Here is a 21,195-nt window from a genome sequence, read left to right on the forward strand (position 1 = left end):
TGACGACGGGAGAGAGGGCTCGAGCACACCTCTCACATGATCCCGCCTTCCTCCTCCTCCGCTTGCTCGATCAGCTCCTCGCTGACCACCACGTTGCGCCGTGGCACGACGAAGATCATCGTGCAGGCACAGGCGAGCGAGATCGCGAAGATCGCTGACGTCAGCGGCAGGGTGGTGGCGGAGTGGCCGCCGAGATAGGCGCCGAATTGCGAGATCAGCGAGCCGATTCCCTGCTGCAGGAAGCCCATGGCGCCCGAGGCGGTGCCGGCGGCTTCAGGACGGATGCTGATAGCGCCGGCGGCGGAATTGGCCATCACGAAGGCATTGGCGACCATCACGATCATCTGGGTGCCGAACAGCCAGGACGGAGCCTGGTTCATGCCGGTGAAACTCAAGACCAGGTTCAACAGGCTGCCGCCGACCTGCAGCGCGAGGCCGAACCAGATCAGCTTCTCCAGCGAATGCCGCGGCGCGAACCGCACGCACAGCAGATTGCCGACGAGATAGGCAAAGCCCGTGCACGCAAACCATGCGCCGTATTCGGCGCTACTGCGGCCCATCTGCGTCACCACGATGTAGGGGCCGCCGCCGGCGAAGGCGAAGATGATCTGCGAGGCCAGCACCTGGCACAGCATGTAGCCGACGAAGGCGCGGCTGCGCATCAGCTTGCCGAGGTCGCCGCGAAAGCTGGGGCTGTCGGTGCGATCGCGGCGGGTTTCCGGCAAGGCCAGCGCGATGAAGACCGTCACCGTCAGTGACGCTGCGGTGATGAGGTAGAGGATCGCGCGCCAGCCGAACGCGGTTTCGAGAAGGCCGCCGGTCAGCGGGCTCACCATCTGCGCGATCATCAGCGCGGCGACGACGAGGCTGATCATGGCACCGACCCGCTCGCGCGGATAGAGATCGCGGATGATGGCGCGGCTGATCACCATGCCGCTGGCGCCGCCGAGCGCCTGGAAGAAGCGTGCGGCGATCAACTGCGGCAGGGTTTGGGCAAACACCGAGCCGATGCCGGCTGCGACCATCAGGCCGAGGCCGGCGAGCAGCACCGGACGGCGGCCGAACTTGTCGGACAGCGGCCCCATGATCAGCTGCGACAGCGCGATGCCGACCATGTAGAGCGACACCGTCATCTGCGCGATCGAGATGTCGCGCTCGAACGTCGTCGCCAGCACGGGCAGCGCCGGAACCAGCATGTAGAGCGAGATCGGCGCCACGCCCGTCATGACGACGAGCATCAGCAGCATGACCTTCGATGTCGCGATGTTATCCTTGATGTTGTCTTTAATGTTGTCTTGGGCCGCGCCGGGCGGCTTGCCCATCACGCCGTGCATTCAGGTCCGATCCTGTCGTCTCAATCGGACTGTAGCGATCTCGCCCGCGCGGAATACGTGTGTTTCGGCATGCGGCCATGCGATTTCGGGAGACGCGGCGAAGTGTTTCGTCCCGCGCAATTAGGTTGCTGGCGTCGGTAGCGAATTCCGCTGTCGTCCTCCGCGAAAGCGGGGGACCCAGTATCCCAGAGGCAGCAGTTTTAATCCGATGGGCCGCGGCGTACTGGATCCCCCGCATGCGCGGGGGATGACACCAAGTGTGGGGGACGATGCTTGCGCGGCTACTTCAGCGCCGCCGTCGCCTCATCGAGCCACAGTTTCGTGGGGTTGTCGTCGAGATGCGGGCGCACCACGCTGGCGACGCGGGCATGGTAGTCGTTGAGCCACTTCAGTTCGCTCTCGCTCAGCATGCTCACCTCGATCAGCCGCCGGTCGATCGGTGCCAGCGTCAGCGTCTCGAACGCATTGACCGGCTTCTCCGCACCCTTGATGTCGGTGCCGATCACGAGCTCGAGGTTCTCGATCCGGATGCCGTAGGCGTCGGTCTTGTAGTAGCCGGGCTCGTTGGACAGGATCATGCCGCGCTTCAGCGGCGTGGTGCCGAGCTTCGAGATCCGTGCCGGGCCTTCATGCACGCTGAGATAACTGCCGACGCCGTGGCCGGTGCCGTGCTCGAAATCGAGGCCGGCCTGCCAGAGATATTGCCGCGCCAGCGTATCGAGCTGCGCGCCGGTGGTGCCGTCGGGGAAGACCGCGCGGGCGATCGCGATGTGACCGCGCAGCACACGGGTGAAGCGGTCGCGCATCTCGTCGGTGGGCTGGCCGATCGCGATGGTGCGGGTGACGTCGGTGGTGCCGTCCTCATACTGCGCGCCCGAGTCGATCAGGAGCAGGTCGCCGGATTCGATCCGGCGGTTGCTCTTGCGGGTGACGCGGTAGTGCACGATGGCGCCGTTCGGCCCGGTGCCGGCAATCGTCGGGAACGAGACGTCTTTCAGCGCCGCGGTCTGGCGGCGGAACGTCTCCAGCGCCTCGACGGCGTCGATCTCGGTGAGCGAGCCCGAGGGAGCCTCGCGGTCGATCCAGGCGAGGAAACGCGTCAGCGCCACCGCGTCGCGCTGGTGCGCGGTGCGGGTGCCGTCGATCTCGGTCATGTTCTTGACCGCCTTCAACAGGCTGGTCGGATCGTTGCCACGCACCGGCTTGCCGCCGGCGCCCGTGATCAGGCGGCTCAGGGCGTCCGCCGCGGTCGCGTTGTCGAGTGCGATCGCGGCGCCGCGCTTGGCGAGCTCGGTGAGCTTCGGCGTCAGCGCCGACGGCTCCTCGACGTCTGCCGATTGCTCGAGATGGTCGCGCGTCGAATTCGACAGCTTGCGGTGATCGATGAACACCAGCGGCCGGCCCTCCTTCGGCACCAGCGCATAGGACAGCGGCAGCGGCGTATGCGAGACGTCGGCGCCGCGGATGTTGAATGTCCAGGCCACCGCGTGGCTGTCGGACAGCACCAGCGCATCGACACCGAGCTTGTTGATCTCGAGCCGGATGCGCTTGAGCTTCTCCGCCTCGATCTCGCCCGCGAACTGCGCGCCATGGATCGTGACCGGACCGAGCGGCGGTGCCGGCCGTTCGGTCCAGATCGCATCGATCGGGTTGCTGTCGACCGCGACGAACTCGGCGCCGGCCTTGGCGCAGGCGGCGGCCAGCCGTTCGGCTGCCGCAGACGTGTGCAGCCACGGATCAAATCCGAGGCGATCGCCGGCGGCGAGATGCCGCGTCACCCAGTGCTCCGGCGGCGGATCGACCAGCGGCTCGATGTCCCAGGCCTTGCGGTCGACCTGCTTGCCGGCCTGCAGGGTGTAGCGGCCGTCGACGAACAGCGCGGCCTGCTTGGTGAGCACGATCGCGAGCCCGGCCGATCCGGTGAAGCCGGTCAGCCAGGCCAGCCGCTCCTCGGACGCGGCGACATATTCGTTCTGCTGCTGGTCGGCGCGAGGAATCACGAAACCCGTCAGCTTGCGCCGCGCCAGTTCCGCGCGGAAGGTGCTTAAGCGGGCGGTCAGCGCCACGCCGCTTTCGGGTTCTTCGAATGTCTGGAAATGAGCTTCGAACATCGCCTTCGCACTCTCTTTGGATTGAGCTTGATCTCGCCGGAAAATCGGTATCCACTTTTCGCTAACAGGGCCCTTCGAGTCCGCATCACGCTCCAGGTCCGGCTGGACCGGTCCGCAATGCGGCCAGCATGCTCACAATTTGGCATAACTTGTGCTTGAATCGTGGCATCAACATTAGAAATGACGCAACGGTTCCGAGGGCAAGCCGTTCATCAAAGATAGTGGGGAGTGCCCAGGAGTGTCTCAACTCAACGGCGAGGAGATGCACGATGCCTGCGTTCAGCTTTGAGAAGATTACACCACCGGTCCACCACGGTCCGGTCGCGCCTGTCGGACAGAAGCAACGCGGTGTCATCGTCCAGTTCCTGGGCCGATTGGTCGAATCGCGCGTCAGGCGCGTGCCGAAGCAGGACAAGACCGCAATCGCTCATCGCGAACCTGCGGCATCCGAATAGCCCAACGCGCTGACGGCAATTACCGCTCCAGATTTGACGCCTTCGCTACGGTCGCATTGACGACCTTGGTACCTTCGAGTTCCCGCACGATCCGCTCATCGGGCCGACGATGCCGAGATCGAACTCGCGCTCCGGTGTCACCAGCGTCATGCGCTGACCGGCGATGACGACGACGGTCATGTCGAGCGGCTCGCCCGACACCGCCCATTCCTGTATCTCGCTTCGGAACGGCTCCTTCCGCCAGGCATCGGGGAAGCCGGGATCGCAGCGGATTTCGAGGCCGTCGTTCGACGTCGTCAGCACCAGCTTCGATTTGCCCGGCTTCCAGTGCTCCTCAAGGAGCTCATTGACGAGCCAGACGCAGGCGAAGGAGCGGCATTCCGCCGGCCGGCTCTCGTAGATCTGGCATCCGCGTCCCGGCTTGCAGTGCGGGCACCACGCGTTGACGGGCTTGGCCAGTTCCTCGATCGCCATCACCTTGCAGCAGAGCGTGCAGTCGCCGCACTGTCTGCCGGCTGCGGTCATTTTACCGCGCGCAGCAGCAGGCTGCTCCAACCTTCGATCCTTATATGGCGCAGCGGCACCAGGCCGCGCGCGCGGTAGGCGGCGATCACCGCCGGCGCCTGGTGGGTCAGCAGGCCGGAGAGAATGACCTGCGCCGACGAGGCGAGGTGCTGCGCCATCGGCCCCGCCAATTGCCGCAGCGGATTGGCCAGGATGTTGGCCAGCACCAGGTCGAACGGCCCGTCCGCGGCGAAGCGGGGATGGGCGAAGCCGGTGGCGCGGATCACGTCCACAAGGTGTCCTGTCCCGTTGAGCCGGGCGTTTTCTGCGGCAACCTGCACCGATGGCGCGTCGATGTCGCTCGCGAGCACCCGGTCCTGCAGCGCCTTGGCGGCGGCGATCGCCAGCACGCCGGTCCCGGTGCCGAGATCGAGTACGCGGCGTGGCCGATACGCCTTCAGTACATGGTCGAGCAGCAGCAGGCAGCCGCGCGTTGTGCCGTGGTGTCCGGTGCCGAACGCGAGCGCCGCCTCTATCTCGATGCCGAGCTTGTTCGGCGGTATCCGCGTCCGGTCGTGCTGGCCGTGGACGACGAAGCGGCCGGCCGGGACCGGGACCAGATCCTCGAGGCTCGCTTTCACCCAGTCCTTGGCCTCCACGGTGTCGAACGCCACGGCGGCTGCGACATCTCGTCCCACGGTCTGTCCGACCAGTTCGCGCAACAGCGCCTCGTCCGGCGCGTCGGCGAAATGGACCGTGACGTCCCAGCGTCCGTCAGGCCGCTCGAACGCCGCGAAGGCGGCCTGATCCTCGAAAAACATCTCGGAAAGCGCGTCAACCACGCGTTTGGCGGTCGATTCGTCGGGGAGGGTGACACTGGCGCGGTGCGTGGAGGGGGTCATCGAATGCCGGTAGCGCGGATTTTGTTAAAATTTCAACTTTGATTTCATTCGACTATCGCGAGATTCTACACGTAACGCGTTTAGACAACCTTAGATTTTGCCGTAGTAGTACGAACCCCGGAACAATTTCTCCGTTCCGGGCAAAAGCAACTCAAGGGCAGGGCTATTATGAGCGCTTTTATCGTTAAGTTCTTGCGGAATGAATCCGGCGCAACGGCCATCGAATACGGCCTGATCGCGACCGGCATCGCGATCGCCATTATCGCTGCGGTGAATGGCGTTGGCACGGCGCTGAGCACAACCTTCAATTCTATCAGCACCTCGTTGAAGTAAGTCGACTACCGGACGGCGTTCTCAAGCACACCGGGCGACATCTCGCCCGGTGTTTGCTTTTTTGGGGGAGCGGGAAGGGCAGGGTCCCGTCCACCGGTTGTCCACAGAACCAGCTCCATCCCATCAACAGGATATCGCGGACGTTGTGGCGAGCCTGTCGCCCGGCGTCCCACAGCCGGTCCACAGCGTTTTCCGCCGGTTCTCCCGGCCGGATGCACAGGCTTGTACAGGGCTGATCCACCGCTTCTCCACAGGCTGTCCACCGTTTGTTGTGGAGTGCCGCCCGCATGATCCGGGCGCGGGTCGCCTTACGAGAGCAGCCTGCGGTGGTCCGCCAGAATGACCCGCGCCGCGTTGTGGCCTGGAGCGCCGGTGACGCCGCCGCCGGGATGGGCACCGGAACCGCAGTGGTAGAGGCCCTTGAGCGGCCCGCGGTAGTCGGCATGGCCCAGCATCGGCCGCGCCGAGAACAGCTGGTTCAGCGTCAGCGCGCCATGGAAGATGTCGCCGCCGAGCAGGCCGAACTGCCGCTCGAGGTCGAGCGGCGACAGGATCTGGCGGCCGACCACGCTGCCCGCGAAGCCGGGGGCGTATTGATCGACCGTTGCGATCATGAGATCGGCGACCTCCTCGCGATGATCGTCCCAGGATTTGCCGTCAGGCAATTGCGGGGCGACGTGCTGGCAGAACAGGCTCGCGACGTGCTGGCCCGGCGGGCTCAAGGAATCGTCGAGCGTCGAGGGGATCAGCACTTCGACGACGGGCGCGCGGCTCCAGCCGAGGTCGCACGCATCGCGCCAGGCGCGGTCCATGTAGCCGAGGCTGGGGGCAATGATGATGCCCGCGGTGAGGTGATCGCCCGGGCCGGGCAGCGCAGTGAACGAGGGCAGGGCATCGAGCGCGACGTTCATCCTGAACGTGCCGGAGCCGTTGCGCCAGCGTGAGATGCGCGCGAGGAATTCGCCCGCCAGCGCGCCCGCTGGCATCAGGTGCGTGTAGAGCAGCTTCGGATTGACGTTGGAGGCGACATATTTGGCGCGGATGGTCTCGCCATTGTCGAGGATGACGCCGCAGGCGCGATCCTTCTCCACGATCACCTCGCGCACGCCGGCATCGGTCTCGATCTCGACGCCGTGGCCGCGCGCGGCGCGCGCCATCGCCTGCGTGATCGCGCCCATGCCGCCGATGGCGTGGCCCCAGACGCCTTTCTTGCCGTTCACCTCGCCGAACGCATGATGCAGCATCACATAGGCCGAACCGGCGGCGTAAGGGCTCGCGTAGTTGCCCACGATGGCGTCGAAGCCGAACAGCGCCTTGACGAGGTCGTGCTCGAAACGTTCGTCGAGCATCTCGCCGGCCGAGCGCGTAAACAGGTCGAGCAGATTGCGCTGCTGCTCGAGTGACAGCCGCCGCAGGATGTTGGCGGTGCCGAGCGCGTTGAAGGCTTCGCTCACCGCGCCGATGTTGAAGCCCTCGACGACGTTCGGCGGCGCGCGCAGCACGAACTGTCGCAGCACGTCGGCGATAGCCTCGAGTTCCCGGGAGAACGCATCGATCTCGACGGCGTCATGCTGGGAGAGGCGCGCCACCTGTTCCCTGGTGCGGCCTTCGCCGGTCACGAGATAGCTGCCGTCGGGGGCGGGCAGGAAGTTCTGCGCGCGGCGCTCGACGATCTTCAGTCCATGATCGGCGAGTTTCAGGTCAGACATGATTTGCGGGTTGAGCAGGCTCACCGTGTAGGCGGCGACCGAATTGCGAAAGCCCGGCGCGAACTCTTCAGTGACGGCGGCGCCGCCGACCACCTTGCGGCGCTCGACGACCCTGACCCGCAAGCCCGCCATCGCAAGATAGGCTGCGCAGGTGAGGCCGTTATGCCCCGCACCGATGATGACGACGTCGGTTTCGTTCATGTCCGCTTCAAGAGGGAGTGATCATGCTCAGAGACGAAGCGTGCTGTCGCGCCGTTGCGGCACTTCGTCAAGTCCGCGTTATCGGCGTTTCTTGTCCGTGATACTGCCATATGGTCAAGTCAAACCCTCCGGTGCGGTGTCGCCGGATCGTCCGCTCCCGGCGCCCGCCGGGTCCATGCCGGAGCATTCATGACATCTGAGCCGTCCGCCTCGCGAAACCGGCTGTTGCTGGTCGTCTACACCGCTGCGATCTTCGTCAGCGCCCTGTTGCTGTTCTCGGTGCAACCATTGTTCACCAAGATGGTGCTGCCGCGGCTCGGTGGCTCGCCGGCGGTGTGGTCGGTGGCGATGGTGTTCTTCCAGTCGCTGCTGCTCGGCGGCTATGCCTATGCGCATCTCCTGATGAAGCTGAACAGCCGCGTCGTTCCGGTAGTCGTGCATCTGGCGCTGCTTGTCATCGCGCTGCTGACGCTGCCGCTGGCGATCCGCAGCGGCTGGGGCGAGCCGCCGAATTCGGGCTACGCGTTCTGGCTGCTCGGCCTGTTCGCGGTCTCGATCGGCCTGCCGTTCTTCGCGCTCGCCGCCAACAATCCATTGCTGCAGGCGTGGTTCGTGCGCACCGGCCATCCCAATGGCCCCGATCCCTACTTCCTCTATGCGTCGTCGAACATCGGCAGCTTCCTGGCGCTTCTCTCGTACCCGGTGCTGCTGGAGCCGATGTTCACCCTGCACACCCAGGACCTGATCTGGACCGGCGGCTACGGCCTGCTGATCGTTCTGATCGCGTGCTGCGGCATTCTGCTGCTGCGATCGCCGGTAAACGCCGCCGCGCACAATCTGCAGGTTGACGATGCCGCTGCGCCCGCGCCGCCGCTTGCGCTGCGAGCACGTTGGATTTTCCTGGCCGCCGTGCCGTCGGGCCTGCTGATCGCGGTGACGGCGCATATCTCGACCGACGTTGCCGCTGCGCCCTTGCTGTGGGTGCTGCCGCTGTCGCTGTATCTCCTGACCTGGGTGCTGGTGTTCCAATCGCGCCCGCTGCTGCCGCACAACTGGATGCTGCGCGCGCAGCCGCTGGCGATCGCGGGTGTCGTCGTCCTGCTGGCGTTCGGCGGCGAGCAGAACCTGCTGCTGACACTCGGTGGCCATCAGCTGTGCTTCTTCATCATCGCGATGGCCTGCCATGGCGAGCTGGCGCGGACCCGTCCGGCCGCGAAATATCTCACCGGCTTCTACGTCGCACTGTCGTTCGGCGGCATGGTCGGCGGCCTGTTTGCGGGGCTGATCGCGCCGTTCACCTTCTCATGGGTCGCCGAATATCCGATCCTGCTGGCGCTGGCCGCGCTATGCCGCCCGTCCGGTGCCGAGCGGCTGCCGCGCTGGAGCGTCTGGTACTGGCCATTCCTCGCGGTGCTGGCCGTGGCGCTGATCGCGCCGTCCTATGCGACCGGCAAGCTCTTCAACTGGTTCGACGTCTGGCGGGTCTGGGTGATCGGCGGGGTCGGCGTGCTCTCCGCGCTGCTGGTGCTCGCGCTGAACGCCGATCGCTGGAAGATCTTCGCCACCGTCGTCGTCGCGATGGTGCTGCTGCGCGCCTATCCCTCCGATGACGGCCGCGTCGACACGGTGCGCAGTTTCTTCGGCGTGCACAAGATCGTGGTGACGTCGAACGGGCAGTATCACGTGCTGATGCACGGCACCACGATCCATGGCGCCCAGAAGTTCAGGAACGACAATGGCACGCCGGTCACCGGCCGGCCGGAGCCGATCAGCTACTATCACAAGGACGGCGGGATCGGGCGGGCGATCGCGGCGATGCGCGAGCGCAAGGGGGCGCCGCTGAAGGTGGCGGTGATCGGATTGGGCTCGGGCACGTTGACCTGTGCCTCGGCGCCCGGCGAGGACTGGAAGTTCTTCGAGATCGATCAGAGCATGGTCGATACCGCCCGTGACCCGAAATACTTCACCTACATCCAGAACTGCGAGCCGAACCTGGAGCCGGTGATCGGCGACGCGCGGCTGACCTTCGCCAAGGAGCCTGACGGCGTCTACGATCTCATCATCGTCGACGCCTATTCGTCGGATGCGATCCCGATCCACCTTGCGACCGAGGAGGCGATGGCGATCTACAAGCAGAAGCTCGCGCCGCAGGGCGCGGTGGTGATGCACGTATCCAACCGCCATCTCGAGCTTGCCAGCGTCGTGGTCGGCATCGCCGATGCCAACGACATGAAGAGCTGGGTCTACAGCGAGGATTCCGGCCGCGACAGCGAGTATATCTTCGCGACCTCGGTCGTGATCTCCGCGCGCGACGAGGCCGACGTCGGCAAGCTCGCCTCATCCGATGTCTGGATCGAGACTCCGGTCAACGAAAGCCAGCGGATCTGGACCGACGACTATTCGAACGTGCTCGGCGCAGTCTACCGCCGGCTGCGCGACGGCGATCAATAACCCCATCGTTCCTGCGGTGCCGCCAGACCCGCAGACCGAGCGAAAGCGGCGCAGGACGGCTGTCGCCGTGAGCGGTCATCTGTTGATGAGCTTGGCCGAAGATTTCTAGCGATCCGCGACCAGCAGCTTTGCCGTCTGGGCGTTGACGATTGCGACGAACAGTTCGGGATCGTTGAAAGCTCGCGCGGAGAGCATTGCACCGTGAACCGATGCCATCAGCATCTGGGCCTCATCTTCCGGCGGTCTGTCCAACTGAAACAGGTGCTGCTCCGCACCGGCCCGCAGCACCGAGGTAAGCCACCGTGCGAGACTGTGGAAATGGGCCCGGACCCGCGATGAGACTTCGTCCGGCAAGATCGGCATCTCGCCTGCGAGCATCGCACAGACGCAGAATGGCAGCGAGGCATCCCGAATGCACGTCTGCCAGAAGTTCAGATAGGACTGCAATTGCTCGGCTGGACTTGAGGAGTGCTCCTGGAGAGACTTCAGGCCCTGCTCCGCCTGCTGCCTGTAGCGATCCACCAGTGCCGAGACCAACTCGGCCTTGGTCGGAAAGTGATGGTGGATGCTCGCCTTCCTGATGCCGATCGCATCCGAAATGTCGGCATAGCTGAACGCGTTGTAGCCTCCCGCGACGATGAGAGACTGGGCGACATCGAGAATTTTCTCGGAAGTCGAAATCATCGAGCTCATATGGCCGCCTACCTTCTAGTAGGTAAGTTGTCAAGCGAACGCGAAGCTCCGGCCTCAAACGAATTCGTGTCTAGGCACCGGGTTGATCTGAGTTTACCTACCTACTAGTAGGTAAGCAAAGGAGTCCATTGATGCAGAAACAACTTTCGTCCCAATCCGCCTGGCTGCGATCCTACTATCTTGGCCGCGCCATATTCTCGATTGCCTGGGTTGCCGCCGCCGTTCTGTTCAGCGGGCAGCCCGGCCCAGCCGCGTTTCTGCTCGTGATCTACCCGGCGTGGGATGCCATCGCCAATCTGGCTGACGCCCGCGTCAATGGCGGCCTGATAGCCAACCCGTCCCAGACGTTGAATGTCGGGGTCAGCGCGATAACGGCGCTCGCCGTTATTGCTGCGATTGGCCACAGCGCATATGCCGTCCTGGCCGTATTCGGGGTTTGGGCAATCCTCGCGGGTGTATTGCAGCTGTACACGGGCGCAAGGCGCTGGCGTCAATATGGCGCGCAATGGGCGATGATCCTGAGTGGCGCGCAGTCGGCTCTCGCCGGCGGCTATATGATCAGCCGATCCATTGGCACCGTTGCGCCAACGATCCTCGACATTGCTCCCTATGCGGGGTTCGGCGCGTTCTACTTCCTGCTTTCCGCAATTTGGCTCGCCGCCATGGCCTATCGCAACGCGCATGCGTAGGCGCTGCCTGGTCGCGTTGTGGCGCGCCGGCTTTTCACTCACCTCGACAGCTATTTCTTCTCTGTCGTCGATGCGGGTTCAGACGCGGCGAGCAGCGGCGCCGTCGGCATGCTCTCGCCATCGTTCTCGTCGAGGAACTCCTGCACCGCGCCCTGGATCGACGACTTGACGCTGTCGGGGCCGCGATCGCTGAGTTGGTTGTGCTGAAACTCGGTTCTAACAACCTTGATGCCGAGCTTCTTGCACGTCTCATCGTCGGGAACGACGCCGGGGTCCGTCTTGAATTGCGGATCCTTGGAGCGGAACGAGAGTATCTTGATCTTGCCGTTGGTGACGAAGGGCACGCGCAGATTGTCCAGCGTGACGACCTTCTTCACCAGATCGGGATGCTGCCTGGCGAAGTACATCGAGATGTCGCCGCCGTTGGAATGGCCGATCAGCGTCAGGTGATGATAATCCGCGTTCGGATAGATCTTCTTGAGCTCGTCGATCGCATACATGATGTTGAGGTCGCCGCGATTGTACTGCATGCGGCGCCCGACATATTCCTCGCCGACCTTGGTCACCATCGGCGCATCGGTATCGAGATCGTGCTGAATGCTGACCACGAGGTAGCCGCGCGAGGCGAACACGTTGGTCAGGAACGAATATTCGGTGTTCTTGACGGTGTTGCCGTGGCTCAGGATCGCAACCGGCAAATCGATCATTTCGGCCAAGGCCTGCATTTCGCGATCGCGACGGACCGCGACCTCGACCGTCACGTTGCGGTCGTCGCGCAGAACGTCATGAAACGTCAGCGTCCTGTGCCGGATCGCCCATCGGTCCGTCGTGTAGTAGGCGGCCATCGCCATGACGCACAGGCAAAGGACAACGATGCCTCGTTTCATTGTGATCCCTGATCTTGCGTAGCGTGACGCGCTCTGGCTCCGCATTATTCGGGCCTCATGGGACCGAGCGGGCACTTTTGCTGCCGAATATCGGGCTATTCTAACAATCAGATGACTGCGCGACGACCGGCCACCGCCCGCGTAGGGGCGAGGGCGCATGAAGGGTCACAACCAGGTGAACGAGCGACAAAAATGGTCATAATGGCGGACAGAAAGCCAACAAGAAGATCAAACCGCCGGGGGGCCGATTCCAATGCCGGGATGGCGCATTCTCATCGCGATGGTGACGGTCATGACGCTCCAGCACCCGGCTGCTGCCGGAGACTTCCTCGCGGGCAGCAATCTCTACAAGGACGTTGCGCGCTATGCCTCGTTCGGCCTGCACCGTTTTGGCTCGCGGGGCGACCGCGCCACACCGACTGGATCGCCGGCGAATTGCAGGCCGCGGGGTTCAGTGTTGAATTCCAGCCGGTGGTGCTCGGCCGGCAGTATGTCGTGGAGCACGTGACGGTGGCGGCTGGCGGTACGCCAATTGTAGCTACGCCGTTCTGGTGGCCGCCGGAGGATAAGGCAAGCTTTCGCCTGAGCGCGCCGCTGGCGCGTGATGGCGATGTCGCCGGCAAGATCCTCTGGATCGATCTGCCGTTCGATCGCGGCGCCTATCTCGGTCCGTCCCATCGCGCGGCGATCGCGCAAGCGGCCGCGCGTGGGCCCGCCGCGATCCTCGTGACGATCGGCAATCCCGCGGATGAGCGGTTCACCTACAACGTCACGCAGGAAGACAGACCGTGGCCGGTGCCGGTGCTCGTGGTGGCGGAGAAACACGGTGGCGTGTTGGAGCAGGCGGCTGCGTCCGGCTCCGCCGTGACGCTCGACGTCGGCGGTCGCTATGAGACCAACGTTGCCGGCCGCAATGTCATTGCCCGGCTTGGCGAAGCGAGCGGCCCGGCGATCGTGGTCTCCACGCCCTTGACGGGTTGGTACGGCTGCGTGTGCGAACGCGGGCCGGGCATCGCGAATTTCCTGGCGCTGGCCCGCACCATCGCCGCGGAAAAATGGCGCGGTAACTTCATCTTCGTTGCGACCGTTGGCCACGAGATCGGCCATGGCGGCATGGAGCTGTTCCTGAAGCACGGCGCTCCGCCGCCGCAGGACACTCTGGCCTGGGTGCATTTCGGTTCATCGAATGCGTGCTACGCCTTCACCGATGGCCCGCACGGCGACGTACGCGTCGACCGGGCCGACAGTGAGCGCGTGCTGGTACTGAGCCCGTCGGCGGTTTCGCTCGCCGGTGAGTCCTTGGCTGGCATCGAGGCCAAGCGGATGGTTGCGGAGAAGCAGGCGCTCGGGGAGCTACGCGACGTGCATGCGGCGGGCTATCCGAACTTCATCGGGCTCGCCGGGCGGCATCGCACCTTTCATACCCCGGCCGACGATCTCAGTTCGACCGGACCCGAGATTCTCGAGCCGGTGGCGCGCGCCTTCGTGGACGCCGTCCGCAAGATATCCGAACGCGGCGAGCGCGCGTTCAGGTGAACGCGCGATCGTCTCAATCCTGATAGTTGTTGCCGTAGAACCCGCGCGGCTGCTGATAGGCGGGCCGCGGCTGATAGTAGGTCTGCGGCGCCGGCGCGTAGCCCTGATTGCCGTAATACTGGCCGTAGCCCTGCGCATCGTAGACGCGGCGGCTTGAGGGCGGTGCCGGATAGCGCCGGTCGGTCGAGCTGCCGTCAGCCGGATAGATGTAGCCGTCGTCGGCGCGCGCTGCCGGATACTCACGCGGCTGTGGCGTCAGCACGACCGGCTCGCCCGCGGCGCTGTATTGCTGGCCATAGTCCTGGTCCTGCGGCGCGCGACGGGCGACGGCGGTGCCGTTGCGCCCACGCGGATTACGCGCCAGCGCGACCTGGGCCGAACCGGTCAGCGTCACGGTGGTGTTGAGCACGCCTTCCTTCTCGACCAGTGCGTAGAGTGTGGAGGCGTTGTCGCGCGACAGCCGCACGCAGCCATGCGACGCCGGCGTGCCGAGACGGCTGACCGAGTCGGTGCCGTGGATCGCATGCCCGATCTTCGTGAAGAAGATCGAGTGCGGCATCGGCGCGTCGTCGAATTCCTTGGAGAAGTGATCTTCTTCCATGCGAAAGGCGCGGAAGGTGCCGTTCGGCGTTTCGCGAGACGGAATGCCGGTCGAGACCGGCCAGTGATAGCGCTGGACGCCATCGACCGCGACGGTCATCTGCTGATTGTCCTTGTCGATGGTGATATCGACCTTTGCCTGCGCGGCGCCGGCGGTGAACAGCATCACAGTGGTGAATGCAACGAGGAAGGAACGCATCTTACCTTTGGCCTCCAGGCCTGACAGCAGCGCCGTGACTCTCCGTCCCCGGCAATAAATATGCACGGAATCCGATTTTGGTTCCAGTGGCCCGCTGGCCATCGTTAATCGGGGGCACGGCGCAAACAAGGCCGGCGGCGGGCTTGCCGGTCACGGTGTCCTGACTTTTTCGCGAGCACGGCGCGATGTCGGAGCAATTTGGGGCCTTGGAGCAATTCAGTCTTGGAGCAATTTCGGTTCTGATTTGAATCAGAACTGAAGCTCCAGATTCTTGTTTTGACTCGTTTTCTTCACGCGAAGCGGTCCCGCTTCGCGCGAAAACACTCCAATTGGCCGCAAATGCGCAACCATTTGGCCGCATGGGCGTTTCACCATCCCGCCCGGCGGCGCAATCGCGTCGCGCATTAAGGAATCGAGATGAAGAACTGCAAGGTTAAGATCGCGGCCGCCGTCCCGGCCGGCCCATCCGCGCGGCTGCTGCTTGCGGCCGCCGCCGCCCTCACCCTGTCGCTGCTGGCGATCCCCCACGCCGGTCATGCCCAGGGCATAGTCCGCGGAGCCCAGGAGGGCGCTCACGAAGGTAACCGGATCGCCGGGCCGGTGGGCGGCGCGGTCGGCGGAGCCGTCGGCGCCGGCGTCGGCGGCGCCGTGGGCGCGGTCAAGGGCGTGTTCGGCATTCCCGATCGCGGTTATCACCGCGGCTACCGCTGCCGCGGCTATTACCGGCACGGCCACTTCTATTGCTATCGGTAGGATAGAGCGTCGTCATTCCGGGGCATGCGAAGCATGAACCCGGAATGATGCCGTTGAATTCGACCGGGCTACGGACCTCAGTTCTTCAGCCGGTAGCCGGTCCTGAAGATCCACGCCACGATCGCCATGCAGGCGACCAGAAAGCCCACGGTCATGCCGAGGCTCAGCGCCACGCTGACATCGGCGATCTCGTAGAAGCTCCAGCGGAAACCCGAGATCAGATAGACCACGGGATTGAGCAGCGTGACGGTGCGCCAGCCCGGCGGCAGCATGTTGACCGAATAGAAGCTGCCGCCGAGGAAGGTCAGCGGCGTCACCACCAGCATCGGGATCATCTGCAGCTTCTCGAAGCCGTCGGCCCAGATGCCGATGATGAAGCCGAACAGGCTGAAGGTGACGGCCGTCAGCACCAGGAAGGTCAGCATCCAGATCGGATGATGGATGTGCAGCGGCACGAACAGACCGGCGGTAGCGAGGATGATCAGGCCGAGGATGATCGACTTGGTGGCGGCGGCGCCGACATAGCCGATAACGATCTCGAAATAGGAGATCGGCGCCGACAGGATCTCGTAGATCGTGCCGACGAACTTCGGGAAGTAGATGCCGAACGAGGCGTTCGAAATGCTCTGCGTCAGCACCGACAGCATCACGAGCCCGGGCACGATGAAGGTGCCGTAGCTGACGCCCTCGACCTGCGTGATGCGCGAGCCGATCGCAGCGCCGAACACCACGAAATACAGCGACGTCGACACCACGGGCGAGACGATGCTCTGCAGCAGCGTGCGCCAGGTACGCGCCATTTCGAAAAGGTAGATCGCCCGGATGGCGCGGAAATTCATGGCGCCCTCACGAGGCTGACGAAGATGTCCTCGAGAGAAGATTGTGTCGTGTCGAGGTCGGAGATACGGATGCCGGCGGTCCGCAGGTCATTGAGCAGGCTGGTGATGCCGGTGCGATCGCCCTTGGTGTCGTAGTCGTAGATCAGGGTGCGGCCGTCGCCGGACAGTTCGAGATTGTAGGCGGCGAGATCGGGCGGGATCGCATCGAGCTTGCTCGGCAGCTGCAGCGTCAGATGCTTCTTGCCGAGCTTCTGCATCAACGTCGACTTGTTCTCGATCAGGATGATCTCGCCCTTGTTGATGACGCCGATGCGGTCGGCCATCTCCTCGGCTTCTTCGATGTAATGCGTGGTCAGGATGATGGTGACGCCGGAAGCCTGCAGCGCGCGCACCACCTCCCACATGCCCTTGCGCAGCTCGACGTCGACGCCGGCCGTCGGCTCGTCCAGGAACAGCACCTGTGGCTCGTGCGACAGCGCCTTGGCGATCATCACGCGGCGCTTCATGCCGCCGGACAACGTGACGATCTTGCTGTCCTTCTTGTCCCACAGCGAGAGGTCCTTCAGCACTTTCTCGATATGGGCGGGGTTCTTCGGCTTGCCGAACAGGCCGCGGCTGAAGCTGACGGTGGCCCACACCGACTCGAAGGCGTCGGTGTGCAGCTCCTGCGGAACCAGACCGATCATCGACCGCGCGGCGCGATAATCCTTGATGATGTCGTGACCATTGACCGAGATCTTGCCGTGGGTCGGATTGGCGATGCCGCAGATGATGCTGATCAGCGTGGTCTTGCCGGCGCCGTTCGGTCCCAGCAGCGCGAAGATCTCGCCTTTGGCGATATCGAGATTGATGTTGTTCAGCGCCTTGAAACCGGAGCCGTAGATTTTCGAAAGGTTGGAGACGGAGATGATCGGCGACATGGAAGAGCGGCAGCGTGAGGGAGGGGCGCGCGGATTTTAGGCCCGGGCGAGGGGCGGCGATGGGGTTACCGGCAGATAGGGACGCTCAATCCGTTCTGCAATCGCCCGATCGGACAGAAAATTTGTGCTGCGGTGTGGCCGAAAGGCCGCTCTAGTGCTTTTTCTTCGCCGGCTTCTTGGCGGCGGCGGTCGGGGCCGGGTGCGCGGGCGGCTCGGCCTGCTCGACGACCTTGGAGATGAGCACGATCTGGGTCTGGTTGTTGACCGGCGCGTTGGGATGCGCGGGGTCGAGGAGCTGCTCCTCGCCGAGCCCGACCGACTGCAGGCGCTTGGCCGAGATCTTGAAGGTGTTGACGAGGATGTCTCGGATCGCGTCGGCCCGGCGCTGGCTCAATATCGCGTTGCTCTCGCGCCTGCCGGTCGATTCGATATGGCCGACGATCAGGAAATTGTAGGGCTGCAGCGAGGCGTGCACCAGCGCATCAGCAATGCGCCCGACAGTCTGGTAGGATTCCGGCAGCACGATCGGCGTGTCGACGTCGAACTGAATGTCGGCGTTGAAGGCCGGCAGGTTGATCAAGTCAGGTGCGATCGGTGGCCGCTTTTGCGGCGGCGGCTCGTTCTTCGACCGCGAGCGCGACCGCTCGAGCACCTGCTGACGCAGTGCGGGAACGTCGATATCGGCCGCTGTCTCGAAATGATCGAGCTTGGCGATGATGTCGTCGCGTGTGGCCGCTGCCGTTTGCGCAGCCGCAGGCGCGCACGGCATCGCCGGCAGCACCAGTGCACCCAGCATCGCGATGTCGCGCAGGCCTCGCATCAGCGCGCGCATCATTGATACCCCGCGTCGTTGATGGCCTGGGCGCAATTCCGGGTCAGATTCTTCGCCGCGACGAGGCAGGGCACCGACTTGCTGGTCTCCTTGGTCGAGCCGCCGCAGATCTTGACGATCTCGTGCCGGCAGGCCCCGGCAACCGTGATGCGCGCCGCGATCCGCTTCTGGATGGCATCGAAGGTCGAGAAATAGGTTGCCTTGCAGTCGGCGGAGATCGCGTCCCGATTGCGCGACAGGCATTCCTTGAGGCGGTTGGAGTCGAGATTGACGCCGCGACAATTGGCGGTGATGTCTGCGCCGCAGGCTTTGGCAATCTGTGCCGCCGCGTCGCCAAAGCTCATCGTCTCCGCGACCGCCAGCGACGGCGCAGTAAGCGCGATGACGAAAAGCAAGAACCCTGCCCGGACCATGGGGCATCTGAACCCGTGAATTCAGCGATGGTCAAGGGCTACGAAGAGAGAAGGCCGCCAAGGAAGGCCGGCTATGTCACGCCCGCTCCACAAAGCTGTCGACGACCTTCTTCTCACCGGCCTTTTCGAAGGCGATGGTCAGCTTGTTGCCGTCGATCTTCACCACGTGGCCGTAGCCGAATTTCTGGTGAAACACCCGGTCGTCCAGCGAAAATTCCGACACCGTGCCGGTCGATTTCGCCACCAACTCGCCCTCGATCACCATTGGGCCGCGCCGGGTCTGTCCGAAGCCGCCGGACGAGGTGCCGCCGCGCGAGCCCGAGGCATCATTGCGCGAGCCGGAAAATGAGGACTGCCGCTCCTCGAACCCGCCGCGGCCCTGGCCGCTGCGGTTGCGATTCGCCTGCGCACGCTGCCAGCCCGGGGTCGTGTAGCTCGAGCCGAATGATTCGAGATTGTCGAAGCGCGAGGCGCCATAGCCGCCGCTGCCGCCCCAGCCGGAGCCGCCCTTCGATTCGGTGATCTCGACATTGTGCGCCGGCAATTCGTCGAGAAAGCGCGAGGGGATCGTGGTCGACCAGGTGCCATGGATGCGGCGGTTGGTCGCGAAATAGAGTTTGGCGCGGCGGCGGGCGCGGGTCAGTCCGACATGGGCGAGGCGGCGCTCTTCCTCGAGCCCGGCGCGGCCCTGTTCGTCGAGCGTTCGCTGGCTCGGGAACAGGCCTTCCTCCCAGCCGGGCAGGAACACGTTGTCGAATTCCAGGCCCTTGGCCGAATGCAACGTCATCAGCGACACCGCTTCTTCGCTGCCGTCGCCGCCGTCGCGGTCCATCACCAGCGAGATGTGTTCGAGGAAGCCTTGCAGGTTCTCGAACTCCTCCATCGAGCGCACGAGCTCCTTCAGGTTCTCCAGCCGGCCCGCGGCGTCCGCCGAGCGATCCTTCTGCCACATCTCGGTGTAGCCGCTCTCGTCGAGCACGATCTCGGCGAGCTCGGTGTGTGAGGTCACCTCGGACTGGGCGCGCCAGCGGTCGAACTGCATGACGAGGTCGCGCAGCGAGCCGCGCGCCTTCGGTTTCAGCTCGTCGGTCTCGACCACGGCGCGCGCCGCCTCGAACAGCGGAATGCGTTTCTTGCGGGCATGGTCGTGCAGCATCTGCACGGTGGCATCGCCAAGGCCGCGCTTCGGCACGTTGACGATACGCTCGAAGGCGAGATCGTCGGCCGGAGAATTGATGGTGCGCAAATAGGCCAGCGCATCGCGGATCTCGGCGCGCTCGTAGAATCTGGGGCCGCCGATCACGCGATAGGGCAGGCCGAGCGTGACGAAGCGATCTTCGAACTCGCGCATCTGGAACGAGGCGCGCACCAGAATCGCGACGTCGTTGAGGTTCTCGCCGGAGCGCTGCAGCTCCTCGATCTCCTCGCCGATCGCGCGCGCTTCCTCTTCGGAGTCCCACGAGCCGGTGACGGTGACCTTCTCGCCGTCGACATCCTCGGTGCGCAGCGTCTTGCCGAGCCGGCCCTCATTATGTGCGATCAGATGCGAGGCGGCGGCGAGGATGTGGCCGGTGGAGCGGTAGTTGCGCTCCAGCCGGATCACCTTGGCACCGGGAAAATCGTGCTCGAAGCGCAGGATGTTGTCGACCTCGGCGCCGCGCCAGCCGTAGATCGACTGGTCGTCGTCGCCGACGCAGCAGATGTTTTTCGGCGGGGCAGGCGTAGCGCTGTTCTCCCTCTCCCCGTTCTTTACGGGGAGGGGGTCGGGGTGAGGGGCTATCTCCGCAAGCACAATGTGCGGAGGGTCCCCCTCACCCGACGCACTTCGTGCGTCGACCTCTCCCCGCAGGCGGGGCGAGGTGGAAGATGACGGCGCCTGCGACAGCAGCCGCAGCCACAGATACTGCGCGACGTTGGTGTCCTGATATTCGTCGACCAGAATGAACTTGAAGCGGTTCTGGTACTGCCGCAGCACATCCGGGTTCTCGCGGAACAGCCGGATGTTCTCCAGCAGCAGGTCGCCGAAATCGGCGGCGTTGAGGATCTTCAGCCGCTCCTGATAGGTCGCGTAGATCTTGCCGCCCTTGCCGTTGCCGAACGAGGCGGCTTCGCCGGACGGCACCTGGCCCGGCAACAGCCCGCGATTCTTCCAGCTGTCGATCAGGCCGGCCAGCATCCGCGCCGGCCAGCGCTTGTCGTCGATGTTCTCGGCCTGCAGCAACTGCTTCAATAGCCGCACCTGATCGTCGACGTCGAGCACCGTGAAATTGGACTTGAGCTGCACCAGCTCGGCATGGGTGCGCAGGATGCGGCCGCCGATCGAGTGGAAGGTGCCGAGCCACGGCATGCCTTCGACCGCCTGACCCAGCATGTGGCCGAGCCGCACCTTCATCTCGCGCGCCGCCTTGTTGGTGAAGGTCACCGAAAGGATCTCGTGCGGCCGCGCGCGGCCCTGGCTCAGGATATGTGCGATGCGCGTGGTCAGCACCCGGGTCTTGCCGGTGCCGGCGCCGGCGAGCACCAGCACCGGGCCGTCGAGCGTCTCGACTGCCTCGCGCTGCTCCGGATTGAGGCCGTTGAGATATTGCGGACCGCCGGCCGCCGCCCGGGCACGCGCAGCGATGCCGCCAGCCGCCGGCTGGTGCTCGGGAACGCCGTGATAGGGCTGTTTGCTCGGCTCTGTCATACGCGAATCGTCTCGGCCCCACGATGGCACCGCGGGACGGTGAAGGGGAGCCTTCTTAGCAGTGATTGAAGGCCATATAGGGCCTGATCGGCCGTTTTGACAGGTTTTATCGGGCTGTCCCGGAACGGCTCCTCATCGCGTGTTTGGT

Annotated in this window: 19 protein-coding genes; 6 read left to right on the forward strand and 13 right to left on the reverse strand. The window is 64.5% G+C overall.

What is annotated here, in order from left to right; genetic code table 11:
- Positions 1 to 32: 32 nt before the first annotated feature.
- The gene (locus tag AS156_RS01500; protein WP_066499008.1) at positions 33 to 1,334 is read right to left on the reverse strand and encodes a multidrug effflux MFS transporter; all 1,302 of its coding nucleotides are present in this window, start codon (positions 1,332 to 1,334) and stop codon (positions 33 to 35) included.
- Between the two features lie 281 nt (positions 1,335 to 1,615).
- The gene (locus tag AS156_RS01505; RefSeq protein ID WP_066499011.1) at positions 1,616 to 3,445 is read right to left on the reverse strand and encodes an aminopeptidase P family protein; all 1,830 of its coding nucleotides are present in this window, start codon (positions 3,443 to 3,445) and stop codon (positions 1,616 to 1,618) included.
- A 269-nt stretch (positions 3,446 to 3,714) separates the two neighbouring features.
- Between AS156_RS01505 and AS156_RS01510 the strand changes: the two genes are divergently transcribed.
- Positions 3,715 to 3,900 carry a hypothetical protein gene (locus tag AS156_RS01510; RefSeq protein WP_066499012.1) on the forward strand — a complete coding sequence of 62 codons (186 nt, stop codon included), beginning with the start codon at positions 3,715 to 3,717 and terminating at the stop codon, positions 3,898 to 3,900.
- 45 nt (positions 3,901 to 3,945) lie between these two features.
- Here the strand turns inward: AS156_RS01510 and AS156_RS01515 are convergent, their stop codons facing one another.
- Complete coding sequence (locus AS156_RS01515) at positions 3,946 to 4,425, reverse strand: hypothetical protein (RefSeq protein ID WP_245312499.1); 480 nt, start codon at positions 4,423 to 4,425, stop codon at positions 3,946 to 3,948.
- A complete protein-coding gene (locus tag AS156_RS01520) occupies positions 4,422 to 5,306 on the reverse strand; it encodes a 50S ribosomal protein L11 methyltransferase (RefSeq protein ID WP_066499013.1) in 885 nt (294 codons plus the stop codon). Before AS156_RS01520 ends, AS156_RS01515 begins: the two co-directional genes overlap by 4 nt.
- A 168-nt stretch (positions 5,307 to 5,474) precedes the next feature.
- On the opposite strand from AS156_RS01520, the gene AS156_RS01525 reads away from it, so the two are divergent.
- Complete coding sequence (locus AS156_RS01525) at positions 5,475 to 5,639, forward strand: Flp family type IVb pilin (protein WP_066499018.1); 165 nt, start codon at positions 5,475 to 5,477, stop codon at positions 5,637 to 5,639.
- Between the two features lie 308 nt (positions 5,640 to 5,947).
- On the opposite strand, the gene AS156_RS01530 is transcribed toward AS156_RS01525, so the two are convergent.
- On the reverse strand, positions 5,948 to 7,549 hold the full coding sequence (locus AS156_RS01530) for a phytoene desaturase family protein (protein ID WP_066499019.1): 1,602 nt from the start codon (positions 7,547 to 7,549) through the stop codon (positions 5,948 to 5,950).
- A 189-nt stretch (positions 7,550 to 7,738) separates the two neighbouring features.
- Between AS156_RS01530 and AS156_RS01535 the strand changes: the two genes are divergently transcribed.
- Positions 7,739 to 10,000: a fused MFS/spermidine synthase gene (locus AS156_RS01535; protein WP_066499020.1), complete on the forward strand. Its 2,262-nt coding sequence runs from the start codon at positions 7,739 to 7,741 to the stop codon at positions 9,998 to 10,000.
- 105 nt (positions 10,001 to 10,105) lie between these two features.
- On the opposite strand, the gene AS156_RS01540 is transcribed toward AS156_RS01535, so the two are convergent.
- Positions 10,106 to 10,693 carry a TetR/AcrR family transcriptional regulator gene (locus AS156_RS01540; RefSeq protein ID WP_066499021.1) on the reverse strand — a complete coding sequence of 196 codons (588 nt, stop codon included), beginning with the start codon at positions 10,691 to 10,693 and terminating at the stop codon, positions 10,106 to 10,108.
- Positions 10,694 to 10,824: 131 nt separating this feature from the next.
- On the opposite strand from AS156_RS01540, the gene AS156_RS01545 reads away from it, so the two are divergent.
- A complete protein-coding gene (locus AS156_RS01545; RefSeq protein ID WP_066499022.1) occupies positions 10,825 to 11,382 on the forward strand; it encodes a DUF308 domain-containing protein in 558 nt (185 codons plus the stop codon).
- A gap of 50 nt (positions 11,383 to 11,432) precedes the next feature.
- On the opposite strand, the gene AS156_RS01550 is transcribed toward AS156_RS01545, so the two are convergent.
- Complete coding sequence (locus AS156_RS01550) at positions 11,433 to 12,269, reverse strand: alpha/beta fold hydrolase (RefSeq protein ID WP_082747270.1); 837 nt, start codon at positions 12,267 to 12,269, stop codon at positions 11,433 to 11,435.
- 435 nt (positions 12,270 to 12,704) lie between these two features.
- On the opposite strand from AS156_RS01550, the gene AS156_RS01555 reads away from it, so the two are divergent.
- Positions 12,705 to 13,805, forward strand: a complete 1,101-nt coding sequence (locus tag AS156_RS01555; RefSeq protein WP_245312500.1) for a hypothetical protein — start codon at positions 12,705 to 12,707, stop codon at positions 13,803 to 13,805.
- Positions 13,806 to 13,818: 13 nt separating this feature from the next.
- Here the strand turns inward: AS156_RS01555 and AS156_RS01560 are convergent, their stop codons facing one another.
- A complete protein-coding gene (locus AS156_RS01560) occupies positions 13,819 to 14,604 on the reverse strand; it encodes a L,D-transpeptidase (protein ID WP_066499311.1) in 786 nt (261 codons plus the stop codon).
- A gap of 417 nt (positions 14,605 to 15,021) precedes the next feature.
- Here AS156_RS01560 and AS156_RS01565 point away from each other — a divergent pair, with 417 nt between their 5' ends.
- Entirely contained in the window at positions 15,022 to 15,357 is a 336-nt protein-coding gene (locus AS156_RS01565) for a hypothetical protein (protein ID WP_066499023.1), read from the forward strand.
- Between the two features lie 77 nt (positions 15,358 to 15,434).
- On the opposite strand, the gene AS156_RS01570 is transcribed toward AS156_RS01565, so the two are convergent.
- The 5 genes from AS156_RS01570 to AS156_RS01590 form a co-directional block, all read right to left on the reverse strand.
- Entirely contained in the window at positions 15,435 to 16,196 is a 762-nt protein-coding gene (locus AS156_RS01570; protein WP_066499024.1) for an ABC transporter permease, read from the reverse strand.
- On the reverse strand, positions 16,193 to 17,116 hold the full coding sequence (locus tag AS156_RS01575) for an ABC transporter ATP-binding protein (RefSeq protein WP_066499026.1): 924 nt from the start codon (positions 17,114 to 17,116) through the stop codon (positions 16,193 to 16,195). Before AS156_RS01575 ends, AS156_RS01570 begins: the two co-directional genes overlap by 4 nt.
- Positions 17,117 to 17,267: 151 nt before the next feature.
- Complete coding sequence (locus AS156_RS01580) at positions 17,268 to 17,951, reverse strand: OmpA family protein (protein ID WP_066499028.1); 684 nt, start codon at positions 17,949 to 17,951, stop codon at positions 17,268 to 17,270.
- The gene (locus AS156_RS01585; RefSeq protein ID WP_066499031.1) at positions 17,948 to 18,361 is read right to left on the reverse strand and encodes a hypothetical protein; all 414 of its coding nucleotides are present in this window, start codon (positions 18,359 to 18,361) and stop codon (positions 17,948 to 17,950) included. The genes AS156_RS01580 and AS156_RS01585 overlap by 4 nt, the downstream gene beginning before the upstream one ends.
- 76 nt (positions 18,362 to 18,437) lie before the next feature.
- On the reverse strand, positions 18,438 to 21,047 hold the full coding sequence (locus AS156_RS01590; protein WP_066499034.1) for an ATP-dependent helicase: 2,610 nt from the start codon (positions 21,045 to 21,047) through the stop codon (positions 18,438 to 18,440).
- Between the last annotated feature and the right edge of the window lie 148 nt (positions 21,048 to 21,195).

Origin of the sequence: Bradyrhizobium macuxiense (assembly GCF_001542415.1) — a bacterium.
GTDB classification, from domain to species: Bacteria; Pseudomonadota; Alphaproteobacteria; order Rhizobiales; family Xanthobacteraceae; genus Bradyrhizobium; species Bradyrhizobium macuxiense.

What these genes read in the sequence shown, in the direction of transcription:
- AS156_RS01575 (WP_066499026.1), bottom strand. Translation starts at nt 17,116, where the DNA reads ATGTCGCCGATCATCTCCGTCTCCAACCTTTCGAAAATCTACGGCTCC.
- AS156_RS01545 (WP_066499022.1), top strand. Translation starts at nt 10,825, where the DNA reads ATGCAGAAACAACTTTCGTCCCAATCCGCCTGGCTGCGATCCTACTAT.
- AS156_RS01510 (WP_066499012.1), top strand. Translation starts at nt 3,715, where the DNA reads ATGCCTGCGTTCAGCTTTGAGAAGATTACACCACCGGTCCACCACGGT.
- AS156_RS01500 (WP_066499008.1), bottom strand. Translation starts at nt 1,334, where the DNA reads ATGCACGGCGTGATGGGCAAGCCGCCCGGCGCGGCCCAAGACAACATT.
- AS156_RS01505 (WP_066499011.1), bottom strand. Translation starts at nt 3,445, where the DNA reads ATGTTCGAAGCTCATTTCCAGACATTCGAAGAACCCGAAAGCGGCGTG.
- AS156_RS01570 (WP_066499024.1), bottom strand. Translation starts at nt 16,196, where the DNA reads ATGAATTTCCGCGCCATCCGGGCGATCTACCTTTTCGAAATGGCGCGT.
- AS156_RS01530 (WP_066499019.1), bottom strand. Translation starts at nt 7,549, where the DNA reads ATGAACGAAACCGACGTCGTCATCATCGGTGCGGGGCATAACGGCCTC.
- AS156_RS01580 (WP_066499028.1), bottom strand. Translation starts at nt 17,951, where the DNA reads ATGATGCGCGCGCTGATGCGAGGCCTGCGCGACATCGCGATGCTGGGT.
- AS156_RS01525 (WP_066499018.1), top strand. Translation starts at nt 5,475, where the DNA reads ATGAGCGCTTTTATCGTTAAGTTCTTGCGGAATGAATCCGGCGCAACG.
- AS156_RS01520 (WP_066499013.1), bottom strand. Translation starts at nt 5,306, where the DNA reads ATGACCCCCTCCACGCACCGCGCCAGTGTCACCCTCCCCGACGAATCG.
- AS156_RS01565 (WP_066499023.1), top strand. Translation starts at nt 15,022, where the DNA reads ATGAAGAACTGCAAGGTTAAGATCGCGGCCGCCGTCCCGGCCGGCCCA.
- AS156_RS01540 (WP_066499021.1), bottom strand. Translation starts at nt 10,693, where the DNA reads ATGAGCTCGATGATTTCGACTTCCGAGAAAATTCTCGATGTCGCCCAG.
- AS156_RS01560 (WP_066499311.1), bottom strand. Translation starts at nt 14,604, where the DNA reads ATGCGTTCCTTCCTCGTTGCATTCACCACTGTGATGCTGTTCACCGCC.
- AS156_RS01535 (WP_066499020.1), top strand. Translation starts at nt 7,739, where the DNA reads ATGACATCTGAGCCGTCCGCCTCGCGAAACCGGCTGTTGCTGGTCGTC.
- AS156_RS01590 (WP_066499034.1), bottom strand. Translation starts at nt 21,047, where the DNA reads ATGACAGAGCCGAGCAAACAGCCCTATCACGGCGTTCCCGAGCACCAG.
- AS156_RS01515 (WP_245312499.1), bottom strand. Translation starts at nt 4,425, where the DNA reads ATGACCGCAGCCGGCAGACAGTGCGGCGACTGCACGCTCTGCTGCAAG.
- AS156_RS01585 (WP_066499031.1), bottom strand. Translation starts at nt 18,361, where the DNA reads ATGGTCCGGGCAGGGTTCTTGCTTTTCGTCATCGCGCTTACTGCGCCG.
- AS156_RS01550 (WP_082747270.1), bottom strand. Translation starts at nt 12,269, where the DNA reads ATGAAACGAGGCATCGTTGTCCTTTGCCTGTGCGTCATGGCGATGGCC.